Origin of the sequence: Chromobacterium subtsugae (assembly GCF_001676875.1) — a bacterium.
GTDB classification, from domain to species: Bacteria; Pseudomonadota; Gammaproteobacteria; order Burkholderiales; family Chromobacteriaceae; genus Chromobacterium; species Chromobacterium subtsugae.
Genome location: NZ_JYKA01000026.1, coordinates 18,467 through 42,655, shown reverse-complemented (window position 1 = coordinate 42,655; position 24,189 = coordinate 18,467). Strand labels below are relative to the sequence as shown.

At 66.1% G+C, this 24,189-nt stretch carries 27 protein-coding genes; 16 read left to right on the top strand and 11 right to left on the bottom strand.

What is annotated here, in order from left to right; all coding sequences use genetic code 11:
- Window positions 1-10 precede the first annotated feature (10 nt).
- Window positions 11-778, bottom strand: coding sequence for a hydroxyacylglutathione hydrolase (gene gloB, locus MY55_RS21015; protein WP_043575628.1), 768 nt, complete (start codon window positions 776-778; stop codon window positions 11-13).
- 13 nt (window positions 779-791) lie between these two features.
- Between gloB and MY55_RS21010 the strand changes: the two genes are divergently transcribed.
- From MY55_RS21010 to MY55_RS24680, 11 genes are all read left to right on the top strand, one after another.
- Entirely contained in the window at window positions 792-1,559 is a 768-nt protein-coding gene (locus MY55_RS21010; RefSeq protein ID WP_043575626.1) for a class I SAM-dependent methyltransferase, read from the top strand.
- Window positions 1,560-1,570: 11 nt separating this feature from the next.
- A complete protein-coding gene (gene rnhA, locus MY55_RS21005; RefSeq protein WP_065202964.1) occupies window positions 1,571-2,014 on the top strand; it encodes a ribonuclease HI in 444 nt (147 codons plus the stop codon).
- A gap of 49 nt (window positions 2,015-2,063) precedes the next feature.
- Window positions 2,064-2,783 carry a DNA polymerase III subunit epsilon gene (dnaQ, locus tag MY55_RS21000; protein ID WP_043575825.1) on the top strand — a complete coding sequence of 240 codons (720 nt, stop codon included), beginning with the start codon at window positions 2,064-2,066 and terminating at the stop codon, window positions 2,781-2,783.
- 2 nt (window positions 2,784-2,785) lie between these two features.
- Entirely contained in the window at window positions 2,786-3,472 is a 687-nt protein-coding gene (ispD, locus tag MY55_RS20995; protein WP_047237247.1) for a 2-C-methyl-D-erythritol 4-phosphate cytidylyltransferase, read from the top strand.
- 22 nt (window positions 3,473-3,494) lie between these two features.
- A complete protein-coding gene (ispF, locus tag MY55_RS20990; RefSeq protein WP_043575620.1) occupies window positions 3,495-3,971 on the top strand; it encodes a 2-C-methyl-D-erythritol 2,4-cyclodiphosphate synthase in 477 nt (158 codons plus the stop codon).
- Window positions 3,972-4,072: 101 nt separating this feature from the next.
- A complete protein-coding gene (gene rpiA, locus MY55_RS20985; protein WP_047248969.1) occupies window positions 4,073-4,732 on the top strand; it encodes a ribose-5-phosphate isomerase RpiA in 660 nt (219 codons plus the stop codon).
- A gap of 101 nt (window positions 4,733-4,833) precedes the next feature.
- Complete coding sequence (phoU, locus tag MY55_RS20980; RefSeq protein WP_043575616.1) at window positions 4,834-5,538, top strand: phosphate signaling complex protein PhoU; 705 nt, start codon at window positions 4,834-4,836, stop codon at window positions 5,536-5,538.
- 138 nt (window positions 5,539-5,676) lie between these two features.
- Complete coding sequence (ppx, locus tag MY55_RS20975; protein WP_043575614.1) at window positions 5,677-7,170, top strand: exopolyphosphatase; 1,494 nt, start codon at window positions 5,677-5,679, stop codon at window positions 7,168-7,170.
- Between the two features lie 7 nt (window positions 7,171-7,177).
- The gene (gene corA / locus MY55_RS20970) at window positions 7,178-8,242 is read left to right on the top strand and encodes a magnesium/cobalt transporter CorA (protein ID WP_047243815.1); all 1,065 of its coding nucleotides are present in this window, start codon (window positions 7,178-7,180) and stop codon (window positions 8,240-8,242) included.
- Window positions 8,243-8,320: 78 nt separating this feature from the next.
- On the top strand, window positions 8,321-8,554 hold the full coding sequence (locus MY55_RS20965) for a DUF1902 domain-containing protein (protein ID WP_043575610.1): 234 nt from the start codon (window positions 8,321-8,323) through the stop codon (window positions 8,552-8,554).
- A complete protein-coding gene (locus MY55_RS24680) occupies window positions 8,547-8,741 on the top strand; it encodes a type II toxin-antitoxin system HicA family toxin (protein ID WP_076098250.1) in 195 nt (64 codons plus the stop codon). The genes MY55_RS20965 and MY55_RS24680 overlap by 8 nt, the downstream gene beginning before the upstream one ends.
- A 46-nt stretch (window positions 8,742-8,787) precedes the next feature.
- On the opposite strand, the gene pncA is transcribed toward MY55_RS24680, so the two are convergent.
- Complete coding sequence (pncA, locus tag MY55_RS20960; protein ID WP_043575607.1) at window positions 8,788-9,420, bottom strand: bifunctional nicotinamidase/pyrazinamidase; 633 nt, start codon at window positions 9,418-9,420, stop codon at window positions 8,788-8,790.
- Window positions 9,421-9,549: 129 nt separating this feature from the next.
- On the opposite strand from pncA, the gene MY55_RS20955 reads away from it, so the two are divergent.
- The 3 genes from MY55_RS20955 to MY55_RS20945 all read left to right on the top strand — a co-directional run bounded on the left by MY55_RS20955 (window position 9,550) and on the right by MY55_RS20945 (window position 13,278).
- The gene (locus tag MY55_RS20955; RefSeq protein ID WP_065202963.1) at window positions 9,550-11,889 is read left to right on the top strand and encodes a heavy metal translocating P-type ATPase; all 2,340 of its coding nucleotides are present in this window, start codon (window positions 9,550-9,552) and stop codon (window positions 11,887-11,889) included.
- Window positions 11,890-11,924: 35 nt separating this feature from the next.
- Window positions 11,925-12,134 (top strand): heavy-metal-associated domain-containing protein, encoded by a 210-nt coding sequence (locus MY55_RS20950; RefSeq protein WP_043575603.1) that lies wholly within the window; start codon window positions 11,925-11,927, stop codon window positions 12,132-12,134.
- Window positions 12,135-12,258: 124 nt separating this feature from the next.
- Complete coding sequence (locus MY55_RS20945; RefSeq protein ID WP_052258078.1) at window positions 12,259-13,278, top strand: linear amide C-N hydrolase; 1,020 nt, start codon at window positions 12,259-12,261, stop codon at window positions 13,276-13,278.
- On the opposite strand, the gene MY55_RS20940 is transcribed toward MY55_RS20945, so the two are convergent.
- Window positions 13,275-13,592: a DUF190 domain-containing protein gene (locus MY55_RS20940; protein ID WP_043575820.1), complete on the bottom strand. Its 318-nt coding sequence runs from the start codon at window positions 13,590-13,592 to the stop codon at window positions 13,275-13,277. The genes MY55_RS20945 and MY55_RS20940 overlap by 4 nt on opposite strands.
- Window positions 13,593-13,618: 26 nt before the next feature.
- Window positions 13,619-14,386 (bottom strand): 3',5'-cyclic-nucleotide phosphodiesterase, encoded by a 768-nt coding sequence (locus tag MY55_RS20935; protein WP_043575601.1) that lies wholly within the window; start codon window positions 14,384-14,386, stop codon window positions 13,619-13,621.
- 182 nt (window positions 14,387-14,568) lie between these two features.
- Here MY55_RS20935 and MY55_RS20930 point away from each other — a divergent pair, with 182 nt between their 5' ends.
- The gene (locus tag MY55_RS20930; RefSeq protein ID WP_043575599.1) at window positions 14,569-16,434 is read left to right on the top strand and encodes a S9 family peptidase; all 1,866 of its coding nucleotides are present in this window, start codon (window positions 14,569-14,571) and stop codon (window positions 16,432-16,434) included.
- Between the two features lie 50 nt (window positions 16,435-16,484).
- Here MY55_RS20930 and chrA read toward each other — a convergent pair whose 3' ends face one another.
- The 5 genes from chrA to lgt all read right to left on the bottom strand — a co-directional run bounded on the left by chrA (window position 16,485) and on the right by lgt (window position 21,092).
- Complete coding sequence (gene chrA / locus MY55_RS20925; protein WP_065202962.1) at window positions 16,485-17,678, bottom strand: chromate efflux transporter; 1,194 nt, start codon at window positions 17,676-17,678, stop codon at window positions 16,485-16,487.
- Window positions 17,679-17,738: 60 nt separating this feature from the next.
- Complete coding sequence (locus MY55_RS20920; protein ID WP_244270704.1) at window positions 17,739-18,446, bottom strand: amino acid ABC transporter permease; 708 nt, start codon at window positions 18,444-18,446, stop codon at window positions 17,739-17,741.
- Window positions 18,428-19,168: an amino acid ABC transporter permease gene (locus tag MY55_RS20915; protein WP_047237249.1), complete on the bottom strand. Its 741-nt coding sequence runs from the start codon at window positions 19,166-19,168 to the stop codon at window positions 18,428-18,430. Before MY55_RS20915 ends, MY55_RS20920 begins: the two co-directional genes overlap by 19 nt.
- Window positions 19,169-19,244: 76 nt before the next feature.
- Window positions 19,245-20,048 (bottom strand): ABC transporter substrate-binding protein, encoded by an 804-nt coding sequence (locus MY55_RS20910; RefSeq protein WP_043575594.1) that lies wholly within the window; start codon window positions 20,046-20,048, stop codon window positions 19,245-19,247.
- Window positions 20,049-20,240: 192 nt separating this feature from the next.
- Complete coding sequence (lgt, locus tag MY55_RS20905; protein WP_047237250.1) at window positions 20,241-21,092, bottom strand: prolipoprotein diacylglyceryl transferase; 852 nt, start codon at window positions 21,090-21,092, stop codon at window positions 20,241-20,243.
- 195 nt (window positions 21,093-21,287) lie between these two features.
- Here lgt and ilvD point away from each other — a divergent pair, with 195 nt between their 5' ends.
- The gene (ilvD, locus tag MY55_RS20900) at window positions 21,288-23,141 is read left to right on the top strand and encodes a dihydroxy-acid dehydratase (RefSeq protein WP_043575590.1); all 1,854 of its coding nucleotides are present in this window, start codon (window positions 21,288-21,290) and stop codon (window positions 23,139-23,141) included.
- A 281-nt stretch (window positions 23,142-23,422) separates the two neighbouring features.
- Here ilvD and MY55_RS20895 read toward each other — a convergent pair whose 3' ends face one another.
- Together MY55_RS20895 and MY55_RS20890 are read right to left on the bottom strand one after the other, a co-directional pair.
- On the bottom strand, window positions 23,423-23,743 hold the full coding sequence (locus tag MY55_RS20895) for an SMR family transporter (RefSeq protein WP_043575588.1): 321 nt from the start codon (window positions 23,741-23,743) through the stop codon (window positions 23,423-23,425).
- Window positions 23,740-24,108: a DMT family transporter gene (locus MY55_RS20890; RefSeq protein ID WP_043575585.1), complete on the bottom strand. Its 369-nt coding sequence runs from the start codon at window positions 24,106-24,108 to the stop codon at window positions 23,740-23,742. Before MY55_RS20890 ends, MY55_RS20895 begins: the two co-directional genes overlap by 4 nt.
- Between the last annotated feature and the right edge of the window lie 81 nt (window positions 24,109-24,189).

Genomic DNA, 24,189 nt, shown 5'->3' with positions numbered 1-24,189 from the left:
CATGGGGTTTTTAGCGGAAATCGTTCTTCCAGGCGCGCAGGCGAGCGAAGCTGTCGGCCTCTGCGTCGTCGGCGCGGCCGCCTTGCGCCAGCAGGGATGCGCGGATGGCCGGCTCCTGGCAGCGCAGGAAGGGGTTGCTGGCCAGTTCGACGGCGATGGTGCTGGGCAGCGTGGGCAAGCCCTGCTCGCGCAGCGCCTGGTCGCGGCTTTGCCGCATCGCCAGCACTGGGTTGAGGGGGTCGGCGGCTAGGGCGAAGCGCAGATTCGACAGCGTGTACTCGTGGGCGGGGTAAACTTTGGTCCGGGGCGGCAGTTGCGCCAGTTTTTTCAGCGAAGCGAGCAGTTGCGCGGGCGTGCCCTCGAAAACCCTGCCGCAGCCTGCGGCGAACATCGTGTCGCCGCAAAACAGGTGGTCGCCGATCCGGTATGCCAGGTGGTCCAGCGTGTGGCCAGGCACCGCCAGCACCTCGGCCGGTCCGAACGCGAGCGGCACTTCATCGCCTTCCTTGACCGCCGCCGTCACGCCGGAGATGCCCGGCGGGCCGTATACCGGCGCATCCGGCCAGTCGCGGGAGAGTTCGGCCAGGCCGCCGCAGTGGTCGGCGTGGTGGTGGGTGATCAGGATGGCCTCGAGCCGCAGCTTTTCCCGGCGCAGGAACGCTAGCAACGGCGCCGCGTCGCCGGGGTCGACGGCAACGGCGCGATCGTCGAGCCGCAAAACCCAGATATAATTGTCTGAGAACGCCCCGACCGGGGTGACGCTGAACTTGGCTGGCATAAGGCCTTCCTCAATGAAAAATTCGTTTGGCGGCTGGCTGACCGGCACCGAACTGGGCCGTTATCTGCTGGCGCGCGAGCAAGATTACTTCGAACGGGCGGTGGCTGACGTGTTCGGCTACCACGCGGTGCAGGTGGGCGTGCCGGAGATGGACTGCCTGCGCGGCAACCGCATCCCCTGGCAATGCCGGGTGGCGGAGGCCGGAGAGGTGGATGTCCGCTGCGATCCGGCCTTCCTGCCTTTCGAGAACCGCAGCCTCGATCTGCTGGTGATGCCCCATGTGCTGGATTTTACCACTCTGCCGCACCAGGTATTGCGTGAAGCCGACCGGGTGCTGATGCCTGAGGGGCGGTTGATCCTCACGGGCTTCAATCCGCTGTCGCTGTGGGGCGTGCGCCGCTTGATCCAGGGGCGCGAGTCGGTGCCGTGGAACGGCAGCTTCCTGACCCAACTGCGGGTGAAGGACTGGCTGACGCTGCTGGATCTCGAGCTGGAAGAGGCGGCCTTCATGGCCTATGCGCCGCCGTTCGCGCGCGGCGACTGGCTGTGCCGCTGCGACTTCATGGAAGACGCCGGCGAGCGCTGGTGGCCGCTGGCCGCCGGGGTATACGGCATCGAGGCGGTGAAGCGCCAGCGCGGCATGCGGCTGATCACCCCAAACTGGAAGCAGAAGCAGGCCAAGAACAAGGGCGCGCTGGGAGTGGTGGCTGGCAACGAGCGCCAGCACACCCACAAGCGCCCCGACGCAACCGAGCGGGACGGCGCGCCGTCCTGCCATTGACTAGAGACAGCATGACAACGGAAGACAAGGTCGAGATTTACACCGACGGCGCCTGCAAGGGCAATCCCGGGCCCGGCGGCTGGGGCGCGCTGCTGCGCTACAAGGGGCGGGAGAAGGAGATATTCGGCGGCGAACCCGGCACCACCAACAACCGGATGGAGATCATGGCGGTGATCCGCGCGCTGGCCTCGTTGAACCGGCCGTGCCAGGTGGTGGTCTATACCGACTCGCAGTATGTGCAGAAGGGCATCTCCGAGTGGATACACGGCTGGAAGGCGCGCGGCTGGAAGACCGCGGCCAAGGAGCCGGTGAAGAACGCCGACCTGTGGCAGCAGCTGGACGCCGAGCGCAACCGCCATCTGGCGGTGGAGTGGCGCTGGGTGAAGGGCCACGCCGGCCACGAATTCAACGAAAGAGCCGACCAACTCGCCAACAAGGGCGTGGAGACGGTCTGAGCAAGACAAGTTGCGGCCGCCCGCCATGGAGCGGCCCGCGGGAAGCAGCATGAGACAGATTATCCTCGATACCGAAACCACCGGTCTCGATCCTAACCAGGGCCATCGCATCATCGAATTCGCCGGCCTGGAAATGGTCGGCCGCAAGCTGACCGGCAAGCACCTGCATCTTTACATCCATCCCGAGCGCGACATCGATCCGGACGCGCAGCGGGTGCACGGCATCTCGCTGGAGTTTCTCGCCGGCAAGCCGGTATACCGCCAGGTGGCGCAGGAAATCGCAGATTTCCTGCGCGGCGCCGAACTGATCATCCACAACGCGCCGTTCGATGTGGGCTTCCTCAACGCCGAATTCGCCAAGCTGGGCCTGGAGCCGATCGACAAGCTGTGCGCCAGCGTGATCGACACGCTGCGCGAAGCGCGCGACATGTTCCCGGGCAAGCGCAACAGCCTGGACGCCTTGTGCGACCGCTTCGAGATCGACCGCTCCAACCGTACCTTGCACGGCGCGCTGGTGGACTGCGAGCTGCTGTCCGAGGTGTACCTGTGGATGACGCGCGGCCAGGAAAGCCTGGCGATGGACATCGACGTGGAGCTGCCCGGCGACGCCGGCGGCGCCATCCAGTTCGAGCGCAAACCGTTGACGGTGCTGGCCGCCAGCGAAGCGGAGCAGGCCGAACACCAGGCCTACCTCGACGCGCTGGACAAGGCGGTGAAGGGACAGTGCCTGTGGCGCAGCCTGGAGCAGCCGGCGCAGGCGGAGGGCTGAGCATGGCCAGGTATATCGCCCTGGTGCCGGCGGCCGGCTCCGGCAGCCGTTTCGGCGCGGCCAGTCCCAAGCAATACTTGCAGCTCAACGGCAAGCCGCTGATGTGGCACACGCTGGCCACGTTGGCGGCGGTGTCGGCGATAGACGAAGTGGCGGTGGTGATTTCGCCGCAGGACGAATGGTTCGACGACTTCGCCTGGGATCTGCCCAAGCTGCGGGTTTGCCGCGTGGGGGGGGCTTCGCGCGCCGAAAGCGTGGGCAACGGCCTAGCGGCGCTGGGATGCGATGCCGACGACTGGGTGCTGGTGCACGACGCCGCGCGCTGCTGCCTGTCGGTGGCGGCGGTGGAGCGCCTGATCGCCACTCTGTCCGGCCACCAGGTGGGCGGCCTGCTGGCGCTGCCGGTGCCGGACACCGTCAAGCGCGCGGACAGCGAAGGCCATGTCGGCGCCACGGTGCCGCGCAACGGCCTGTGGCTGGCGCAGACGCCGCAGATGTTCCGCGCCGGGGTGTTGGAAAAGGCCTTGCGCGAGCAGCCGGCCGACGACATCACCGACGAGGCGTCGGCGGTCGAGCGCGCCGGCCTGAAGCCGCTGCTGGTGGAAGGCGACGCGCAGAATTTCAAAGTGACCTACCCGCGCGACCTGGCGCTGGCGCGCGCCATCCTGGCGGCCCGCGACGGCCAGTGAACTGCAAAATCAAAGGAAGAAGATGTTCCGTATCGGACAAGGCTACGACGTGCATCAACTGGTGGAAGGCCGGCCGCTGATCCTGGGCGGAGTGCGGGTTCCGCATGAGAAGGGCCTGCTCGGCCACTCCGACGCCGACGCGCTGCTGCATGCGATTACCGACGCGCTGCTGGGCGCGGCCGCGCTGGGCGACATCGGCCGCCATTTCCCGGATACCGCCGCCGAGTTCAAGGGCGCGGACAGCCGCGCGCTGCTGCGCGAGGCCGCCGCCCGGGTGCGCGCCGCCGGCTGGCGGCCGGTCAACGTCGACAGCACGCTGATCGCGCAAAAACCGAAGCTCGCGCCCCACATCGACGCGATGCGCGCCAATATCGCCGAGGATCTGGGGCTGGAGATCGGCGCGGTCAACGTCAAGGGCAAAACCAACGAGAAGCTGGGCTATCTGGGGCGCTGCGAGGCGATAGAGGCCCAGGCCATCTGCTTGCTGATGCCGGCTTGAGCCGCGCCGGGCCGGCATGCCATGGCCGGCCCGTTATGGGATAATCGCCTATCATTGCTCATGCCCGCCATGAGCCCTCACACTTGACAGGAGGCCTTACCATGCTGACCCAGGATCAACTGAAGCTCGCCGTCGCCAAGAAGGCGCTGGAATTCGTGCCGGACGACGCCATAATCGGCGTGGGCACCGGCAGCACCGTCAACCTGTTCATCGAGGAACTGGCCGGCATCAAGGGCCGCATCAAGGGCGCGGTGTCGAGCTCCGAGGCGTCCACCGCCCGCCTGAAAGCCCATCACATTCCGGTGTTCGACCTGAACGAAGTGGAAAAGCTGACGGTGTACATCGACGGCGCCGACGAGATCAACCACCACCTGCACATGATCAAGGGCGGCGGCGCGGCGCTGACGCGCGAGAAGATCGTCGCCGGCGTCGCCGACGAATTCATCTGCATCGCCGACGAGAACAAGTACGTGGCCATGCTGGGCGCCTTTCCGCTGCCCATCGAGGTGATTCCGATGGCGCGCAGCTATGTCGCGCGCGAGCTGGTGCGACTGGGCGGGCACCCGGAGCTGCGCCAGGGCGTGACCACCGACAACGGCAACGTGATCATCGACGTGCACGGCCTGCAGATCATGAAGCCGGTGGAGCTGGAGGAAACCATCAACCACATCGCCGGCGTCGTCACCTGCGGCTTGTTCGCCCGCCGCCGCGCCGACGTGCTGGTGCTGGGCAAGCAAGGCGGCGTGGAAGTGCTGCGCTAAGCCTGTCTCCGCGGCCGGCTAGATGTCATGTCACGGCACTGTCATCTAGCCGGCTTACTATTGCTGTTTATCCCGATTACTCGCAACACTCAGAGGCGAACATGGCAGATCACATTTCCAAACAGTTCGATCTGGAACTGGAAACCATCCGGACCCGCGTATTGCAAATGGGCGGGCTGGTGGAGCAGCAGATTCTGTCCGCCATCGAAGCGATGATGTCCGGCGACATCGCCCGCCTGGACAAGGTGATGGCCGAGGACGCGCTGGTCAATGCGATGGAAGTGGGCATAGACGACGACTGTCTGCACATCATCGCGCGCCGCCAGCCGGCGGCCAGCGACCTGCGCATCGTCTTCACCGTGATCAAGATCATCACCGACCTGGAGCGCATCGGCGACGAAGCGGCGAAGATCGCGCGCATGGGCAAGACCATCCATCAGGCGGAACGCTACCAGATGCCGCGCTTCCGCGAGATCGAGAAGATGGCCGCCGTGGCGCTGGCGATGCTGCGCCGCGCGCTGGACGCCTTCGCCCGGCTGGACACCAGCGCCGCGTTGGAATTGGCGGAAGAGGACGAGCGGCTGGACGAGAATTTCGCCGCCGAGCTGCGCCAGCTGATCACTTTCATGATGGAAGACCCGCGCACCATCAGCATGTCTATCGACACGCTGTTCATCTCCAAGGCGATCGAGCGCATCGGCGACCATTCGAAGAACATCTCCGAATACGTGGTCTACCTGGTGAAGGGCAAGGACATCCGCCACACCACGCTGGAAGACAAGAAGCGCGAGACGCTGGGACGCTGATCGAGCTTCGGACATGACGCTGGATGCAAAATGGCGGTAACATTTCGCGGTTACCGCCATTTTGCTTGCCGCGCGCGCCGGTGCGCGTTTGTCCCCAGGCTGCCCGGCAGGCGCAACCGAACAAGAAAAGGGGTGTCCTTGACACACGCCACGCCCCCCCACACCGTACTGGCCACCATCGACCTGGGCTCCAACAGCTTCCGGCTGCAGGTTTCCCGCGTGGTGGACGACCAGCTGTACACGCTGGACGTGATGAAAGAGACCGTGCGCCTGGGCGCCGGCCTCACCGCCGACAAATACCTGAACGACGACACCCGCGAGCGGGCGCTGGCTTGCCTCGCGCGCTTCGGCGAGCGCCTGCGCGGCTTCGTGGCCGGCCAGGTGCGGGTGGTCGGCACCAATACCCTGCGGGTGGCGAAGAACGCCGCCGGCTTCATCGCCGAAGCCGAAGAGCGGCTGGGCTTCCCGATAGAAGTGATCGCCGGCCGCGAAGAGGCCCGGCTGATCTATCTGGGCGCCGCCCACTCGCTGCCGGACACCAAGGAGCGGCGAATGGTGGTGGACATCGGCGGCGGCTCCACCGAGTTCATCATCGGCAGCCATTACAAGGCGCTGGTCACCGAAAGCCTGCCGCTGGGCTGCGTCAGCTACACGCTGCGCTTCTTCCCGGACGGCAAGCTGACGCGCAACAACTTCCGCGACGCGGTGCTGGCGGCGCGCAACGAGATCCAGCGCATCCGCCACGAATACCGTCCCAGCGAGTGGCAGCTCGCGGTGGGCACTTCCGGCACCGCGCGCTCGCTGCGCGACGTGCTGGAGATCAACGACTGGAGCCGCGCCGACATCACGCTGGCCGGCATGGAGCGGCTGCGGGCGGTTCTGATCGAGCAGGGCAGCATGGACGCGATAAAGGTCAACGGCCTGAAGGCCGACCGCGCGCCGGTGCTGGCCGGCGGCCTAGCCATCATGATCGCGGTGTTCGAGGAGCTGCAGGTCGAGAAGATGATCGTCACCGAAGGCGCGCTGCGCGACGGCGTGCTGTACGACCTGCTGGGCCGCCAGCGCGAGAAGGACATGCGCGACAGCACGGTGGCGCTGTTCAAGCGCCGCTACCACGCCGACACCCAGCAGGCCGAGCGCGTCAACCTGCTGTCGGAACGGCTTTACCGGATGGTGGCCGGAGAGGATGTCGACCAGGACATGCTCAAGCGCCTCTCTTGGGCGGCCAAGTTGCACGAGATCGGCCTGACCATCGCCCACACCGCCTATCACAAGCATTCCGCCTACATCCTGCAGAACGCCGACATGCCGGGCTTTTCCAAGCGCGAGCAGGCGACGCTGGCGACCATCGTGCTGGGCCACCGCGGCGACATGGGCAAGATGGCGCAGTACATCGGCCAGCCGGCGCTGTGGCAGGCGGTGGTGGCGCTGCGCCTGGCAGTGCTGTTCTACCGCAGCCGCATCAATGTCGAGCTGCCGGGCAGGCTGGACCTGCGCCAGCACGCGCGCGGCTTCACGCTGTCGCTGAGCAAGAGCTGGCTCAGCGACAATCCGCTGTCGGCCAGCAGCTTCCGCCAGGAAGTGGGGCAGTGGAAAAACGTCGGCTTCCAGCTGGACATTGTGCAGGAATAGGCGGCGGATGCGGCACCCGGAATTGAAGGAGCGGCTGCCCACGCTGGGCGAACAGGCGGGGACGCTGCTGTCGGTGGGCGAGGCCAAGCATGCCGGCACCAAACTGTCCTTGTTCGATTTTTGCGCCGATGAGGCGATCGAGCTGGCCGAGCTGCCGCTGGCCAATCTGGCGAGCTACCGCCGCCGCGGCGAGGTGCTGTGGCTCAACGTCTACGGCCTCAGCGACGCCGCCGCCATCCAGGCGATAGGCGAGCGCTTCGGCCTGCACCCGCTGGTGCAGGAGGACATCCTCAATGCGCGCCAGCGGCCCAAGCTGGAAGACTACGACGATTACCTGTTCCTGGCCTGCCGGGTGTTCGACTACCAGCAGGGCGGGCGGCTGCAGTCCGACCAGATGTACCTGGTGCTGGGCGACGGTTTCGTGCTGTCGTTCCAGGAAAAGCCGACCGGGGTGTTCGAGCAGGTGCGAGAGCGGCTGCGCAAGGGCCGCGGCGCGCTGCGGCGGCGCGGCGCCGACTACCTGGCTTATTCATTGCTGGACGCCATCATTGACGACTACTTCGGCGTGCTCGGCCAGTTCAACGACAAGGTGGAGCGCACCGACGGCCAGCTGCTGGCCGGCCGCGACAACGGCGTGCTGCGCCAGATCCAGCGGCTGAAGCGCGATTGCCTGAAGCTGAGGCGCGCGCTGCTGCCGCTGCGCGAGGTGCTGCTGTCGCTGAACCGCGGCGACGAGGAGCGCTTCGGCGAGGATACCCGCGTCTACCTGCGCGACGCCTACGACCACGTGGTCCATGTGCTGGAATCGCTGGAGATGAACCGCGAAATGGTCGGCGACATGATGGACCTCTATCTGTCCACCCAGTCGCACCGGCTCAATCTGCAGATGCGGGTGCTGACGGTGATCACGATGATCTTCATGCCGCTGACGCTGATCGCCGGCATCTACGGCATGAACTTCGAGTACATGCCGGAGTTGAAGTGGCACTACGGCTACTTCATCGTGCTGCTGGCGATGGGCGGGATTTCCGCCTGCATGAGCTGGTGGTTCTGGAAGCGGCGGTGGATTTGACGCTCCATCTTCGCGGTGCCATGATGAAGCTACGCCTTGGTAGGCTATTGATTCAAATGAGAATGGCAGGAGAGCGACATGAAGCCGTTTTCGGTTCATGCGATCTGGGATGGCGAAGCCGGGGTCTGGGTCGCGAGCAGTAAGGATGTGCGTGGGCTGGTTGCAGAAGCGTCGACTCGGGAGGAATTGGTCGCCATGCTCAAGGCACGCATTCCAGAGCTGCTGGAGTTGAATGATCAACCATTGCCAGAGGGAGAGATTCGTTTTCGTCTGAAATCAGAACAAGTCTCGACCGAGGTCATTTGTGACTGACTTTACCGCTGCGGTAAAGAAAAAGCTGAAGGAGTATGGCTGCAGTTTTGATCGCCAAGGGAAAGGTGATCATGAAATCTGGTACAGCCCTATCACTCAAACGAAATTTCCGGTGGATGGCAGCATCAGATCCAGGCATACCGCCAACGAGATCATGAAACAGGCCGGAATCCCCCACCATTTCTGAGCGAGATCCATGCACATCAGCCGGCATTGTGCCGGCTGATTTCATTTTACACCTCGTCCGATCGCAGCCGTTTGACGCCGGCCTGGCGCATCTTCATCCAGGCGTCGGCCAGCGAGCCGTCTATGTCTATCGCGCGGCAGGCGTCTTCGACCACGAAAGTCTCGAAGCCGGCGGCGCGGGCGTCGATGGCGCTCCAGGCCACGCAAAAATCGGTGGCGAGGCCGGCCAGCCAGACCTTTTTCACCCCCAGCGCGTCCAGATAGCCGGCCAGGCCGGTGCGGGTGGCGCGGTCGGCCTCGACGAAGGCGGAGTAGCTGTCCACCTGCGGGTTGCCGCCCTTGCGCACGATCAGCCGCGCGTGCTGGGTTTCCAGTTCCGGGTGGAAGTCGGCGCCGACGCTGCCTTGCACGCAATGCGCCGGCCACAGCGTCTGCGGGCCGTAGGGCAGGTCTATCGTCTGAAAAGGCTTGCTGCCCGGGTGGCTGCCGGCGAACGATACGTGGCCGGCCGGGTGCCAGTCCTGGGTCAGCACCACGTTTTCGAACAGCAGCGCCAGGTGGTTGATCAAGGGCACCACTTCGTCGCCGCCGGGGACGGCCAGCGCGCCGCCGGGACAGAAGCTGTTCTGCACATCCACCACGATCAATGCGCAGTCGGCACCATAACGTTTCAGGGGCATGAGGCTACCTTGTTGTTGCAGGTTCAGTTGTCTTGTTAACACGCCAACGGCGACGGGTAAAGAGCCCGAGGCGCGTCTGGCTTGCGCTTTATACCCCTTGGGGGTATATAATCAGGGCAGGAGGACACGATGACCCAGTCCCTGCTTACCCTGCCGGTAGCCGGCATGAGTTGCGCCGCCTGCGCCGCCCGCATCGAGAAACAGCTGAACCGCCTGGACGGCGTGCAGGCCTCGGTCAGCTTCGCCAATGAAAGCGCGCAGCTGCGCTACGACCCCAATCAAACCCAGCCCGGACAACTGGTGGACGCCATCGTCCGCTGCGGCTTCGAGGTGCCGCGCCAGACGCTGCTGCTCGGCATCGGCGGCATGAGCTGCGCAGCCTGCGCGGCCCGGCTGGAAAAGGCGCTGGGCCGATTGCCCGGCGTGGAGGCCAGCGTCAACTTCGCCGCCGAGTCGGCGAGGATCGATTACCTGCCGGGGCTAGCCGACCGCGACCGGGTGCTGGACGCGGTGCGCAAAGCCGGTTTCGAGCCTTCTTTGCGCGAAGACGGCGGCGGCGAAGCCGAGGCGCGCTATCGCCGCGAGCTGGCGTGGTTCGCCGCGTCGGCGCTGCTGACGCTGCCTTTCATGGTGGAAATGGCGGCGATGTTCGCCGGCGGCCACCACGGCTGGCTGCCCAGGCTGTGGCAGCTGGCGCTGGCGACGCCGGTGCAGTTCGTCGTCGGCTGGCGCTTTTACCGCGGCGCCTGGCAGGCGCTGCGCGGCGGCGTCGCCAATATGGACGTGCTGGTAGCGCTGGGCACCAGCATGGCCTGGCTGCTGTCGGCCGCGGTGACCCTGCTGGGTCTGGAGGGCGAGCACGTGTATTTCGAGGCCAGCGCGGCGGTGATCACGCTGGTGTTGCTGGGCAAGCTGCTGGAGGCGCGGGCCAAGGGCAAGACCTCGGCGGCGATCGCCGCGCTGGCGAAGCTGGCCCCCCGCACCGCCCGCGTCGAGCGCGATGGCGAGCTGTTCGAGGTGGCGGTGGAGCAACTGCAACGCGGCGATGTGGTGGTGGTGCGCCACGGCGACCGCCTGCCGGTGGATGGCGAGGTGGTGGAGGGCCAGGCCTGGCTGGACGAGAGCCTGCTGACAGGCGAGAGCCGGCCGGTGGCCAAGCAGGCCGGCGACAAGGTCTACGCCGCCACCCGCAACCAGGACGGCATGCTCAAGGTGCGCGCCACCGGCGTAGGCGGCGACACCCAGTTGGCGGAGATCGTGCGCATGGTGGCGGCGGCCCAGGGCAGCAAGGCGCCGATCCAGCGGCTGGCCGACCGTATTTCCGCCGTCTTCGTGCCGGCGGTCACCGCGCTGGCGCTGCTGACCTTCGCCTTGAGCGGCTGGCTGTTCGGCAGCTGGACGACGGCGCTGATCCACGCGGTGGCGGTGCTGGTGATCGCCTGCCCGTGCGCGCTGGGCCTGGCCACGCCGACCGCGGTGATGGTGGGCGTGGGCAACGGCGCGCGCCGCGGCATCCTGTTCCGCAACGCCGCCGCGCTGGAGCAGGCCGGCAAGGTGGACGTGCTGCTGGTGGACAAGACCGGCACGCTGACCGAGGGCCGGCCGACGCTGCGCCACGCGTTGGCGCTGGACGGCGACGAGAACCGCTTGATCCAGCTGGCCGCCAGCGCCGAGGCCGGCTCCGAGCATCCGCTGGCCCATGCCTTGCTGCAGCGGGCGAAAGAGCGGGAACTGCCCTTGCTGGCCTGCGAGCGCTTTCGCGCCGATGTCGGCAGCGGCGTCGAGGCCGCGCTGCCGGGCGTGGGCACGGTCAAGGTGGGCGTGCCGTCCTGGATCGGTCTGGATCTGCCGGCAGAGGCGGCTGACTGGCCGCAGGAAGGCAATACCGTGGTGGCGGTGAGCCTGGACGAGCGGCCGCTGGGTCTGTTGGCCTTGGCCGATCCGCTGCGCGACAGTTCCAAGGGCGCGGTGGAAGCGCTACGGAGCTTGGGCATCAAAGTGGTGATGCTGACCGGCGATCATGAGAGCACCGCGCGCGGCATCGCCGCCGAAGCCGGCATTGACGAGTGGCGCGCCGGCATGAAGCCGCAGGACAAGGCCGATGTGGTCAAATACTGGCAACAGCAAGGCCGCAAGGTGGCGATGCTGGGCGACGGCGTCAACGACGCGCCGGCGCTGGCCGCGGCCGACGTCAGCCTGGCGATGGGCGCCGGCTCCGACGTGGCCATCGCCGCCGCCGACATCACGCTGATGCACGGCGACCTGGCGCACGCGGCGGACGCCATCCGGCTGTCGCGCGCCAGCCTGGCCAAAATCCGCCAGAATCTGGCCTTCGCTTTCGTTTACAACGTGCTGGGCATTCCGCTAGCGGCGCTGGGCATGCTCAACCCGGTGATCGCCGGGGCGGCGATGGCGGCCAGCTCGGTGTCGGTGGTATCCAATTCGCTGTTGCTGCGCCGCTGGCGCTGAGCGCGGCGGGGTTGACGATTTTCAAGGAGAGAAGCATGACTGAACTGGTTTTGAACATTGACGGCATGACCTGCGGCGGCTGCGTCAAAAGCGTGAGCGGCATCCTGGGAACCATGGCCGGCGTCGCCGAAGTGCAGGTCAGCCTGGAAGAGAAGCGGGCGACGGTGGATTACGACGCGGCGGTGGTGTCGCCGCAGGAGCTGGCGGCGGCGGTGGCCGACGCCGGTTTCGACGTCAGCTTCTGAGGCCTGGGATTTAGGCCAGTTTTCCCGCGGGGCGAGACGCGTTTTGCTAAGCGTCTTGCCCCGCAGTCCGTCGCGTCGACGGCGCCGCGGCCGCGGTTTGCGCGGGCATGCCGGGGGGACGGACATGTGCACGCATTTTCTGCTGCAGTCGCAGGACAAGCAGGTCGTGGTGGGGCGTTCGATGGATTTCTCCCGGCCGCTGACGCCGGCATTCTACGTGCAACGCCGCGGCGAGCGCTTTTCGCAGCCGGTGTGGGCCGGCGCGGAGTTCCGCAAGATGGCCGACGCCGAGGCCTGGCGGGTCCGCCATGGCTATGTCGGCGTTTGCTCTTCCCACTTGCCGCTGCCCGGCATTTCCCAGCGCATCGTCACCGACGGCCTGAACGAGGCGGGGCTGAGCGTCAGCTTGCTGTGGCTGCCGAATGCCCGCTACCAGGAATTTTCCAGCCTGGGCACCACGGTGCTGGCGCCCTTGTTCGCCGACTGGGTGCTGGCGCATTGCGCCAGCGTGGCCGACGTCTGGGAGATGCTGCCCAGCCGGCAGTTCTGGCTGCCGGCCTGGCTGGCCAAGTCGCTGCCGTTGCATGCCGCCATCGTGGACAAGGACGGCCGTTCCATCGTGGTGGAGTTCCAGGACGGCCAGCAGAAGATCTACAGCAATCCGGCGGGCGTCTGCGCCAATGCGCCGTGGTTTCCCTGGCATCTGGACAATCTGGGCCATTACCTCGGCCTGACGCCCGACGATCCGCCGCCGCGGGAGTTCGGCAATCTGCAGCTGCAAGCCAGCGGCGGTGGCGGCCTGGCCAATCTGCCCGGCGGCTATTCCTCGCCGGCGCGCTTTGTCCGCGCCGCCTATCTCAAGCAGTTCGCCGATCCGGCGGCGGATCTGGGCGCAGCCTATGCGCTGGCCGCCCAGCTGCTGGGCGCGGTGGAGACGCCGCGCGGCGCCATCCGCGACGGCGCCGCGCGCGAGCACACCCAGTGGACGGTGCTGACGGGGCTGGCCAGCGGCGAAATCGCGCTGCGCGCCTATGGCGGCATGCGTTATTGCGGCCTGAGGCTGGCCGATATCGATTTCGCCGCGGTGAAAAGCGGCGAAATCCCGCTGCCGGGGCTGGACGACATCGCCTTCATGCGCGCTTAGTCCGCGCCCAGCGTGCCGTACTCCACCGGCGTTTTCACGTAGAACACTTTGACGCCTTCTTCGCGCAGCCGCTCCAGCAGGCGCTCGGCCTCGTGCGCGCTCAGCGCCATCGTCACTTCCTCGGGCTGGTCGGCCAGCTCGAAAAAGCGGGCGGCGTGGATGCGGCGGTCGTTGCCGAAGCCCTCGCTGGCGGCGAACAGGGTGGCGCCGCCTATGCCCAGGCGGTGGGCTTCCTGTAGTATCCATTCGGCCAGCGGCACGCCGTGATGACGGTGTCCCTGCTGGGTGAAAAACGACAGCTGATAACCTTGCATGGCGGGCTCCTTCCGGCGGATGCGGCTCACAGCTCGATCAACGTGCCTTCCTTCAACGGGCATACGCGCAGGCCTGCCGGCGCGCCGCCCTGCATCTCCTGCAGCAGCATGTCGCGGCAGCAGGGATAGGCGTGCGATATCCACAGGTGAACATTGGCGGGCAGATTGGCCAGCAACGGCGCCAGCGTGGCGGGCGCCATATGGCTCTGCTCGTCGGCCTCGTGCTGGCGGTCGTTGCTGTAGGTGACTTCGCAGATCACATCGGTCAGCGACGGCACGCCGCATACCCAGTGCCAGAAGGCAGGGCAGGGCGCGGAGTCGCCGCTGAAGGCCAGCGCCCGCCACGGGCCTTCTATCAGCCAGCCCATCGCCGGCACGTGGCGCTGGGCTGGCAGGGCGGTGGCCAGGCCGTCGACGAGGGGAACGGTGTCGCCGACCTGCACCGGCATCATGCGCAGCCATGGGCATTCCGGCGAGGGCAGGCGGGTGTAGTCCGGCCAGATGGCGCCGTTGAAGAGGTGCTGGCGCAGAATGTTCAGCGTTTCCGCCAGTCCATAGACTTCCAGGCCGCTGCCGCGGTAGCCGGCGTGGACGTCGGCGAGCAGCGGCAGCAGCGCGCAGTGGTCGATGTGGCTGTTGGTGAGCAGCACGCGCCGGATGGCGAGCATCTCTTCGGTATCGAGGCTGCCGCAGCCGGTGCCGCAGTCTATCAGCGTGTCCTGGCCCACCTGAAAGCAGGTGGTCTGGCCAGGATGGCCGACGCAGGCGGAGGCGCCCAGGATTCGGATATGCATGCAGTGCTCCCTTGGCGGTGTTGATTTCATTGTAGATCAAGGCGTTATTTGCGGGTCGCCCGCCATTTTCTGTAGATGATGTGGGCATATTGTGGGCGAGGGCGGCCGGGATTATCATCGTGGCTTCCGCCTGCAAAGCCGGCTTGGCTCGGGCGGCTACAAAGAGATAAGGGGAACGAACAATGCAGAAGCAAATTCTGACCGCGCTGGCGGCGTCGCTGTTGGCCGGTTCGGCGCTGGCCGCGGATATTCCGCTGCGCGACTTTTTCCGCAACGCCGAGCAAAGCGGCTTCAGCCTGTCGCCGGATGGCCAAAGCGTGGCTTTCCTGTCGCCGTGGGAGAGCCGCAAGAACATCGTGGTGCGCCGCCAGGGCAAGCCCGACCAGCGCGTCACCGCGATCAAGGACCGCGACCTGTCCGGCTATTTCTGGAAAGGCAACGACCGGCTGGTGTATGTGAAGGACAACGCCGGCGATGAAAACTTCCACCTGTACAGCGTGGATCTCGCCAGCGGCGAGAGCAAGGACCTGACGCCGTTCCCCGGCGTGCGCGTCGACATCGTGGACGGCCTGGTCGACCGCGACGACGAACTCCTGGTGCAGATGAACAAGCGCAACCCGGAGCTGTTCGACGTTTACCGCGTCAATCTGAAAACCGGCGAGTTGAAGCTGGAAGCGGAAAATCCGGGCAAGGTGGCCGGCTGGCTCACTGATCACGACGGCAATATCCGTTTGGCGATCGAAAGCGACGGCGTCAACAACACGGTGCTGTACCGCGACGAGCCGGGCGGCCCCTTCCGCAAGCTTTTCACCACCAATTTCCGCGAGAACTTCACGCCGCTGTTCTTCACCTTCGACAATCAGCGCTTCTACGCGGCCAGCAGCCTGGGCCGCGACAAGGCCGCCATCGTCGAATACGACCCGAAAACCGGCAAGGAAGTGAGAGAAGTCTACGCCCGCCAGGATGTCGACGTCGCCGGCCTGGGCTTCTCGCACAAGCGCAAGGTGATCACCTGCGCCGACTTTGAAACCGACAAGCCGGGCCGCCAGTGCTTCGACGCGCAAAGCGAAGCCTTGCTATCCGGCCTGGAGGCCAAGCTGCCGGGTTACCAAGTGGACATCACCTCCAGCAACCGCGATGAAACCCGCTTCATCGTGACCGCCTGGAACGACCGCACCCGCGGCAAGAGCTATCTGTATGACAAGAGCAGCGGCAAGCTGGAACTGCTGGCCGAGCTGGCGCCGTGGCTGCCGGAAGACAAGATGGCCGTCATGAAGCCGATCCAGTACCAGAGCCGCGATGGCCTGACCATCAACGGCTACCTGACACTGCCGCAGGGCAAGGAAGACGCCAAGGGCCTGCCGGTGATCATCAATCCGCACGGCGGGCCGTGGTATCGAGACAGCTGGCATTTCAACCCGGAAGTGCAGTTTTTCGCCAGCCGCGGCTGGGCGGTGCTGCAGATGAACTTCCGCGGCTCCACCGGCTATGGCCGCCAGTTTTGGGAGGCCTCGTTCAAGGAGTGGGGCGGCAAGATGCAGGATGACGTCAGCGACGGCGTCGACTGGCTGGTCAAGCAAGGCGTGGCCGATCCGAAGAAGGTGTGCATCTACGGCGGCAGCTACGGCGGCTACGCCACCTTGTCCGGCATCACCAAAACGCCGGAGCTGTACCGTTGCGCGGTGGATTACGTCGGCGTGTCCAACCTGTTCACCTTCATGAAGACCATTCCGCCGTACTGGAAGCCGTTCCTGGATTCGATGTACGAGATGGTGGGCAATCCGGAAAAGGATAAGGATCTGCTGCGCGAACGCTCGCCGGTGTTCCATGTCGACCGCATCCAGTCGCCGCTGCTGGTGCTGCAGGGCGCCAAGGACCCGCGCGTCAACATCAACGAGTCCAACCAGATCGTCGACGCGCTGAAGAAGCGCGGCGTGGAGGTCGAGTACATCGTCAAGGACAACGAGGGCCACGGCTTCCACAACGAGGAAAACCGCTTCGCCGCCTATGGCGCGATGGAGCAATTCTTCAAGAAGTACCTGGACTGATTCCACCAGCCAGACGTTTACACAGCCCGCCGCATGGCGGGCTTTTTCGTTTACAGCGCCAGCCAGCCGGCCGCCGCGCACAAGCCCACCACCAGCCAGGGCGGCAGTTTCCATGCGGCCAGCGCCAGCAAGGCCAGCAGGACGGCGGCGAAATCGGCCGGCGCGCGCACCGCGCTGGTCCAGGCCGGGTGGTACAGCGCGGCGAGCAGCAGGCCGACCACGGCGGCATTGATGCCGGCCAGCGCCGATTGAGCGCCGGGCGCGGCGCGCAGCCGGCGCCAGAACGGCAGCGCCCCGGCCAGCAACAGGAAGCCGGGCAGAAAGATGGCGACCAGCGCCAGCGCGCCGCTTTGCCAGCTGCCGTCGCCGGCGGCGCCGAGAAAGGCCGCGAAGGCGAATAGCGGTCCGGGCAAGGCTTGCGCCGCGCCATAGCCGGCCAGGAAGGCGTCCCTGGGCACCCAGCCGCTGGCGACGGACGCGGTTTCCAGCAGCGGCAGCACCACGTGGCCGCCGCCGAACACCAGCGCGCCGCTGCGGTAGAAGGCGTCGAACAAGGCCAGCCGGTAGCTTGGGCCGGCCGCGGCCAGCAGCGGCAGGCCTGCCAGCAATGCGAAGAACAGCGCCAGCCACAGCGCGCCGCGGCGGCGGCTGGGCGCGGTGGCGTCGTCGAGCCCAGGCGCGCTTTGGGGCGGGGGCGTCAGCCACTGGCGACCGGCCGCGCCAGCCAGCGCGATGACGGCCAAGGACAGCCAGGGCGCGGGCATCAACAAGGCCAGGCAACAGCTTGCGCCCATCAGCGTCAACCGCGGCCGGTCTGGGCACAGCTGGCGCGCCATGCTCCACACCGCCTGCGCCACCACCGCCACCGCGGCCAGCTTCAGTCCATGCAAGGCGCCGGGCGGCACGGCCTGGGCGTGATGCGACAAGCCCAGCGCCAGCGACAGCATCAGCAGCGCCGACGGCAAGGTAAAGCCCAGCCAGGCCGCCAGCGCGCCGGCGAGTCCGCCCCGGCCCATGCCCAGCGCCATCCCGACCTGGCTGCTGGCGGGACCGGGCAAAAATTGGCATAGCGCCACCAGGTCGGCGTAGTCGCGTTCCGGCAGCCAGCGCCGGCGCTCGACGAATTCGGCGCGGAAATAGCCGAGGTGGGCGACCGGGCCGCCGAAGGAGGTGAGGCCCAACTTCAGGAAAACCAGCAGGATGCGCCAGAAGCCGCGGTCGTTCGCCGCATGGGTTGGATGCATGGCATGAAAGGGGTGGGGAAACAGCGCCACCTTAGCGGAAAACCCGCCCGGCTTGAAGCGCTACGGCTGCGACAGCGGCTGCCGCCAGCGCCGCGCGCCCCAATGCCCCAGCAACTGCAGCAGGCCGCACAACAGCAGGTAGCCGACGGCGATGGCGCTGAAGATCTCCAGCGGATACACCTGCTCGCGGTTGTTGACCTGAGTCGCGACGAAGGTGAACTCGGCGACGCCGACGATATAGGCCAGCGAGCTGTCCTTCAGCAGCGACACCCATTGGTTGACGAAGGAGGGCAGCATGATGCGCAGCGCCTGCGGCAGGATCAGCCAGCGCAGCGTCTGCCAACGGGTAAAGCCCAGCGCCAGCCCGGCGTGCCATTGGCCGCGGCCCACCGCCGTCAGGCCGGCCAGCACCGCCTGGCCCAGATAGGCCGAGTGGATCAGCGCCAGCGCCAGGATCACTGTCGCTAGGCCGGGAATGTCTATGCCGAACAGCAGCGGCAGCAGGAAATAGCACCAGAAGATCAGCATCAGCACCGGGATGGCGCGCAGCACCGCGGTGGCGGCCATCAGGCCGCGCCTAAGCCAGGAGGCGCCCAGCAATTGGGCGACGCCCAGCGCCAGCCCCAGCAGGCTGGCCAGCAGCGCCGCGGCCAGGCTCAGCAGCGCGGTCAAGAGCAGGCCGCCCGGCTCGCCGCCGGACAGATTGCCCCACAGCAGGTAGTCGAGATTGTCCTGTATCACCGGCGGAATCATCGCAATGTCCTCCATTCAGGCTCCGGCCTTTGGGCCAGCAGTTGGGTGATCAGCACCAGGATCAGATACAGCGCGGTGGCGGCGGCGAATGACTGGAAGGCCAGCAGCGTTTCGGTTTCCACCTGGCGCGAGGCGTAGGACAGCTCGGCCAGGCCGATGGCCATCGTCAGCGAAGTGTTTTTGACGATGGCGGTGTACTGGCCGACCAGCGGCCGCTTCACCAACTGCCAGGCCTGCGGCAGCACCACCAGGCGCAGCGCCTGCCAGCCGCTCATGCCCAGCGCCTTGGCCGCCAGCCGCTGCCCCTTGGACACCGCGTTCAGTCCGGCCTGCAGCTCGCCGCTGATGAAGGCGGCGCTGTACAGCGTCAGCGCGGTGAAGGCGGCCAGGAATTCGAACGACGGCCACGGCAACGCCAGGCCAAGGGGCAGCTCAAGCGCGCGCGGCGTGTTCAGCCAGATCTTCGCCTCGTCCGGCAGCAGGCCGGACACGCCGAAATACCACAGCAGCAATTGCACCATCAGCGGCGTATTGCGGTGCAGGCCGACGAATAGCCGCGTCGCTAGCCGCAGCGGCCGCGGCGCGCCGTCCAGCAGCGCGGTGAAGGCGACGCCGAGCAGGCTGGCGGCGGCGATGACCAGCAGGGACAGCCAGCCGGTCAGCAGCGCGCCCTTGCCCAGCCAGATCAGGTAATGCGGCTCCAGCCAGTTGTGGCCGAGCCAGGCGGGTGGGGTCATGCGGATGTCTTTCTACAGCGGTGAAACGGCAAAACCGCCGGGGACGCCGGCGGTTGCGAAGCGGAACGGGCTGGGGTCAGACCGCGTCGCCGATCTTGAAGTCGCGCGGCAGCGGGGCCTTGGTCTTGGGACCGAACCAGCGGTCGTAGATCTTGGCGGCGTCGCCGCTCTTTTCCAGCTGCTGCAGCGTGTCGTTCACTACCTTGGCCAGGCGCGCCTCGCCCTTGGGCAGGCCGATGGCCTGGTATTCGCGGGTCAGCGTGAACGGCGCCAGCTCGTACTTGGCCTTATCCGGCGCGTTGGCCAACAGCGCGGCCAGCTTGGAGCCGTCCTGGGTGATGGCCTGGACGTTGCCGTTGCGCAGCGCGGTGAAGGCCAGCGGGGTGTCGTCATACGCCACCACGGTGGTCTTCGGGTATTTTTCGCGCAGGTACACTTCCTGGGTGGTGCCCTTGTCCACGCCTACGCGCAGGCCGGCCAGCTGTTCCGGCTTTTGCAGCGTGCCCTTGCGGACGATGAACTGCTGGCCGGAGGCGAAGTAGGGCAGGCTGAAGTCCACTTGCTTCTTGCGCTCGTCGGTGACGGTGAAGTTGGCGGCGACGATGTCGGCTTTGCCGGATACCAAGAGCGGCACGCGGTTGGCCGGGTTGGTGGCGACCAGTTGCAGCTTCACGCCCAGCTTCTTGGCGATGTGCTGGGCCACGTCGACATCCAGGCCGGAAATCTGGCGGGTTTTGGCATCGAGGAAGCCGAACGGCGGGTTGCTGTCGAAGGCGGCGACGCGCAGCACGCCGGCTTTCTTGATGTCGTCCAGGCGGTCGGCCAGGGCGGCGGTGGAGGTCAGGGCGACGGCGAGTGCGAGGGCGAGTGTCTTTTTCATGGCGAGCCTTAGTCTGATGATTTGCCGATGTGCAGCGGATGGCAGTCATCTTACCCGGCTTTGTTAATGCCCATAAATTATAAAAAATTAGTTATATATTCCATTTTTTAGTTTTCATGAGGCGCATCCGGCCTGATGGACGTGAAAAAGGCCGGGTTGCCCCGGCCTGTCGGTTGCGTCGCGCCGCTGCGGTCAAGCGGCCTTGCGCTTGCCGAAGAATACGAACAAGGCGACGCCGATGATGATCATCGGCAGGCTCAGCCACTGGCCCATGCTGATCACATCGGACTTGCCGAAGATGCCGGCGTCTGGATTGCGGAAGAATTCGCTGCAGAAACGCGCTAAGCCATAGCCGATCAGGAACAGCGCCGACACCTTGCCGGTGGCGCGCGGTTTGGCGCTGTAGATCCACAGCGCGGAAAACAGCGCGATGCCTTCCAGCGCGAATTCGTACAGCTGCGACGGATGGCGGGCGAGGCCGCCGTACTGCATCAGCATGTTCATCAGGTCGGCCGATTGCTGCGCCTCGGCGACGTCGTCGAGCCGCGCCTGCGGAAACAGCATCGCCCACGGCAGGTCCGGGCTGGCCACCCGGCCCCACAGCTCGCCGTTGATGAAGTTGCCGACGCGGCCGGCCGCCAGGCCCAGCGGCACCAGCGGCGCGACGAAGTCGGTTAGTTGCCAGAAGGAGCGGTTCACCTTGCGGCCGTACAGCGCCACCGCGACCAGCACGCCGATGAAGCCGCCGTGGAAGGACATGCCGCCCTTCCACACCATGAAGATTTCCAGCGGATGGCTGAAGTAGAAGCCGGGCTGGTAGAACAGCACCTCGCCCAGGCGTCCGCCCAGCACCACGCCGACGGCGCCGTACATCAGCATGTCGTCCAGCTGGGCGACGGTCAGCACGTCATTGCCTTTTTTCAGGCGGTATTTCCCCATGACGAGGAACAGGGTGAAGCCCAGCAGGTACATCAAACCGTACCAGTGGACCGCCAGCGGGCCGAGATGGACGGCGACCGGGTCGAACTGAGGATGAATCAGCATTTGTCAGGGATGTGCGTTTGCGGTAAAAGAAATGTGACGAGATTATACGGAAAGCGTTCCCCGCCGTCGCGCCGCTCACCCGCGGCGACTCGGCTTCTGGTTTGGGCCACCCGGCACCCATGGGCCAAACGCCGCCAGCTTACCCTGCTGGCGTGACGGAACGACGACCGGCTTTGAACAGATAAAGGAAGCCTCATGCCTCAATACCGCTCCCGCACCTCCACTGCCGGCCGCAACATGGCGGGTGCCCGCGCGCTGTGGCGCGCCACCGGGATGACCGACGCCGACTTCGGCAAGCCCATCATCGCCATCGCCAACTCCTTCACCCAGTTCGTGCCCGGCCACGTGCACCTGCAGAACATGGGCCAGCTGGTGGCGCGCGAGATAGAAAAAGCCGGCGGCGTGGCCAAGGAGTTCAACACCATCGCCATCGACGACGGCATCGCCATGGGCCACGGCGGCATGCTGTACAGTCTGCCTTCCCGCGATCTGATCGCCGATAGCGTGGAATACATGGTCAACGCCCACTGCGCCGACGCGCTGGTGTGCATCTCCAACTGCGACAAGATCACGCCCGGCATGCTGATGGCGGCGATGCGACTGAACATCCCGGTGGTGTTCGTCTCCGGCGGGCCGATGGAGGCCGGCAAGGTGCAGTGGGGCAACGAGGTGCGCAAGCTGGATTTGGTGGACGCGATGGTGGAGGCCGCCAACAGCGCGGTGTCCGACGAAGACGTCGATCGCGTCGAGCGTTCCGCCTGTCCCACCTGCGGCTCCTGCTCCGGCATGTTCACCGCCAACTCGATGAACTGTCTGACCGAGGCGCTGGGCTTGTCGCTGCCCGGCAACGGCAGCCTGGTGGCCACCCACGCTGACCGCAAGGAACTGTTCCTCAAGGCTGGCCGCCTGATCGTCGAGCTGGCCAAGCGCCATTACGAGGGCGAGGACTATTCCATTCTGCCGCGCGGCATCGCCACCAAGGCGGCCTTCGAGAACGCGATGAGCCTGGACGTGGCGATGGGCGGCTCCACCAATACCGTGCTGCACCTGCTGGCCGCCGCCAGCGAAGCCGGGGTCGACTTCAAGATGGCCGACATCGACCGCATCAGCCGCGGCGTGCCGTGTTTGTCGAAGGTGGCGCCGGCGACGCAGAAATATCATATGGAGGACGTGCATCGCGCTGGCGGCGTGATCGGCATCCTGGCCGAGCTGGACCGCGCCGGCCTGATTCACCGCGACGTGCCTACCGTTCACAGCCCGACGCTGGGCTCGGCGCTGGAGCAGTGGGATGTGATGCGCCATGGCGAAGGCAGCGAGCCGCACCGTTTGTTCCGCGCCGCGCCCGGCGGCGTGGCCACCACCATCGCCTTCAGCCAGAGCATGCGCTACCCGACGCTGGACGACGACCGCGCCGACGGCTGCATCCGCGACAAGGCGCACGCCTATTCGCAGGATGGCGGCCTGGCGGTGCTGTACGGCAATATCGCCGAGCGCGGCTGCATCGTGAAGACGGCGGGCGTCGATGATTCCATCCTGAAATTCACCGGGCGCGCCCGCATCTTCGAAAGCCAGGACGCGGCGGTGGAAGGCATCCTCGCCGACCAGATCGTCGCCGGCGACATCGTCATCATCCGCTACGAAGGGCCCAAGGGCGGGCCGGGCATGCAGGAGATGCTGTACCCGACCTCCTATCTGAAGTCCAAGGGCCTGGGCAAGGCCTGCGCCTTGCTGACCGACGGCCGCTTTTCCGGCGGCACCTCCGGCCTGTCGATCGGCCACGCTTCGCCGGAAGCGGCCGAGGGCGGCGCCATCGGCCTGGCGCAAGAGGGCGACACCGTGGAGATCGACATCCCCAACCGCCGCATCCATCTGGCGGTGCCGGACGAAGAATTGGCGCGCCGCCGCGCGGCGATGGAGGCCAAAGGCCGCGACGCCTGGAAGCCGGTGGGCCGAAATCGCGTGGTCAGCCCGGCCTTGCGCGCCTACGCGGCGATGACCACCAGCGCCGACACCGGCGCGGTGCGGGATGTGTCCCAGGTCGAGAAATGACCTATCGGGATGGCATGAAAAAGCAGCCGCTTGCGGCTGCTTTTTTTATTTTCCTTAACATGTATTCAACGACTGTTCATACATCCGGCTATCTGTTTGATTATGATGCCATTTGATTGAGAGGGTGTCCGCGCGCAATTCGCCGCGACGCATGGGTCGGTATAGGCCGGCACGGATGTCCGTTCTGCAGTCCAAAACAGGCCGCCCGCGCGGGCGGCCTGCCTGGGGCAGCCGGGCCTGAGAATTTCACCGTGCGGTGAAATTTTCGGGCCTGGCTGTTATTACACGGTGGAGAGCGTCACCACCGCGGCGGAGACGATGGCGATGCCGGCCCAGCCTATCGGTTTGAGTTTCTGCTTGTAGAGCACGCGCGCGCCCAGCGCGGTGCCGAGTATGCCGATGGCGCCCCACAGCGCGTAGGCTATCGCCAGATCCATGCCCTTCACCGCCTGGCCCAGCAAGGCGAAAGCCAGCCACACCAAGGTGATGGCGCCGAAGCCCCAGGCCTTGCGGCGGAAGCCGTCCGATTTTTCCAGCATCAGGTTGGCCCCCACTTCTATCAGCGCCGAAGCCAGCACGAACAACAGATAGATGGTTTTCATGCGGCGGCCTCCTCGTCATGGGTTTCGCCCAGCGTGACGCAAGCCAGCCCCAGCAGCGCGAGTCCCAGGCCCAGCCATTCCTGCGGCACCAGCTTTTCGCCGAACAGCCAGACGCTGACCGCGGTCAACCCTGCCAGGCCCAAGCCTTCCCACACTGCGTAAGCGACGCCGACCGAAATGGCGCGCAAGGCCAGAGACAGCAGGTAATAGGACAGGGCCAGCGCGGCGGCCATCCAGATGTAGCCCAGGTAGCTGCCGCTGCGGGCGGCCATGGCCATCAGCGAAGTGCCGACGATTTCGCAGCCGATGGCGGCCATCAGCAGCGCCCAGGCGATGAATAATGGGGAGGATATTTTTTTATACATAGCGTCCAATAAATTAAACAAGACAAGGGTCAGACTCGGCCCCAATCGGCCGAGTTCCTGGCCGTCTCGATAAATAAAACC

Excerpts from the sequence above, each read along its gene's own strand:
- rpiA (WP_047248969.1), top strand. The coding sequence starts at position 4,073 with ATGCTGACCCAGGATCAACTGAAGCTCGCCGTCGCCAAGAAGGCGCTG.
- pncA (WP_043575607.1), bottom strand. The coding sequence starts at position 9,420 with ATGCCCCTGAAACGTTATGGTGCCGACTGCGCATTGATCGTGGTGGAT.
- MY55_RS20940 (WP_043575820.1), bottom strand. The coding sequence starts at position 13,592 with ATGCAAGGTTATCAGCTGTCGTTTTTCACCCAGCAGGGACACCGTCAT.
- chrA (WP_065202962.1), bottom strand. The coding sequence starts at position 17,678 with ATGCATCCAACCCATGCGGCGAACGACCGCGGCTTCTGGCGCATCCTG.
- ispF (WP_043575620.1), top strand. The coding sequence starts at position 3,495 with ATGTTCCGTATCGGACAAGGCTACGACGTGCATCAACTGGTGGAAGGC.
- MY55_RS20955 (WP_065202963.1), top strand. The coding sequence starts at position 9,550 with ATGACCCAGTCCCTGCTTACCCTGCCGGTAGCCGGCATGAGTTGCGCC.
- ilvD (WP_043575590.1), top strand. The coding sequence starts at position 21,288 with ATGCCTCAATACCGCTCCCGCACCTCCACTGCCGGCCGCAACATGGCG.
- MY55_RS20930 (WP_043575599.1), top strand. The coding sequence starts at position 14,569 with ATGCAGAAGCAAATTCTGACCGCGCTGGCGGCGTCGCTGTTGGCCGGT.
- MY55_RS20965 (WP_043575610.1), top strand. The coding sequence starts at position 8,321 with ATGAAGCCGTTTTCGGTTCATGCGATCTGGGATGGCGAAGCCGGGGTC.
- MY55_RS20935 (WP_043575601.1), bottom strand. The coding sequence starts at position 14,386 with ATGCATATCCGAATCCTGGGCGCCTCCGCCTGCGTCGGCCATCCTGGC.
- MY55_RS20890 (WP_043575585.1), bottom strand. The coding sequence starts at position 24,108 with ATGTATAAAAAAATATCCTCCCCATTATTCATCGCCTGGGCGCTGCTG.
- MY55_RS20910 (WP_043575594.1), bottom strand. The coding sequence starts at position 20,048 with ATGAAAAAGACACTCGCCCTCGCACTCGCCGTCGCCCTGACCTCCACC.
- MY55_RS20920 (WP_244270704.1), bottom strand. The coding sequence starts at position 18,446 with ATGGAGGACATTGCGATGATTCCGCCGGTGATACAGGACAATCTCGAC.
- MY55_RS20950 (WP_043575603.1), top strand. The coding sequence starts at position 11,925 with ATGACTGAACTGGTTTTGAACATTGACGGCATGACCTGCGGCGGCTGC.
- rnhA (WP_065202964.1), top strand. The coding sequence starts at position 1,571 with ATGACAACGGAAGACAAGGTCGAGATTTACACCGACGGCGCCTGCAAG.
- gloB (WP_043575628.1), bottom strand. The coding sequence starts at position 778 with ATGCCAGCCAAGTTCAGCGTCACCCCGGTCGGGGCGTTCTCAGACAAT.
- MY55_RS20945 (WP_052258078.1), top strand. The coding sequence starts at position 12,259 with ATGTGCACGCATTTTCTGCTGCAGTCGCAGGACAAGCAGGTCGTGGTG.
- phoU (WP_043575616.1), top strand. The coding sequence starts at position 4,834 with ATGGCAGATCACATTTCCAAACAGTTCGATCTGGAACTGGAAACCATC.
- lgt (WP_047237250.1), bottom strand. The coding sequence starts at position 21,092 with ATGCTGATTCATCCTCAGTTCGACCCGGTCGCCGTCCATCTCGGCCCG.
- ispD (WP_047237247.1), top strand. The coding sequence starts at position 2,786 with ATGGCCAGGTATATCGCCCTGGTGCCGGCGGCCGGCTCCGGCAGCCGT.
- dnaQ (WP_043575825.1), top strand. The coding sequence starts at position 2,064 with ATGAGACAGATTATCCTCGATACCGAAACCACCGGTCTCGATCCTAAC.
- MY55_RS21010 (WP_043575626.1), top strand. The coding sequence starts at position 792 with ATGAAAAATTCGTTTGGCGGCTGGCTGACCGGCACCGAACTGGGCCGT.
- MY55_RS20915 (WP_047237249.1), bottom strand. The coding sequence starts at position 19,168 with ATGACCCCACCCGCCTGGCTCGGCCACAACTGGCTGGAGCCGCATTAC.
- corA (WP_047243815.1), top strand. The coding sequence starts at position 7,178 with ATGCGGCACCCGGAATTGAAGGAGCGGCTGCCCACGCTGGGCGAACAG.
- MY55_RS20895 (WP_043575588.1), bottom strand. The coding sequence starts at position 23,743 with ATGAAAACCATCTATCTGTTGTTCGTGCTGGCTTCGGCGCTGATAGAA.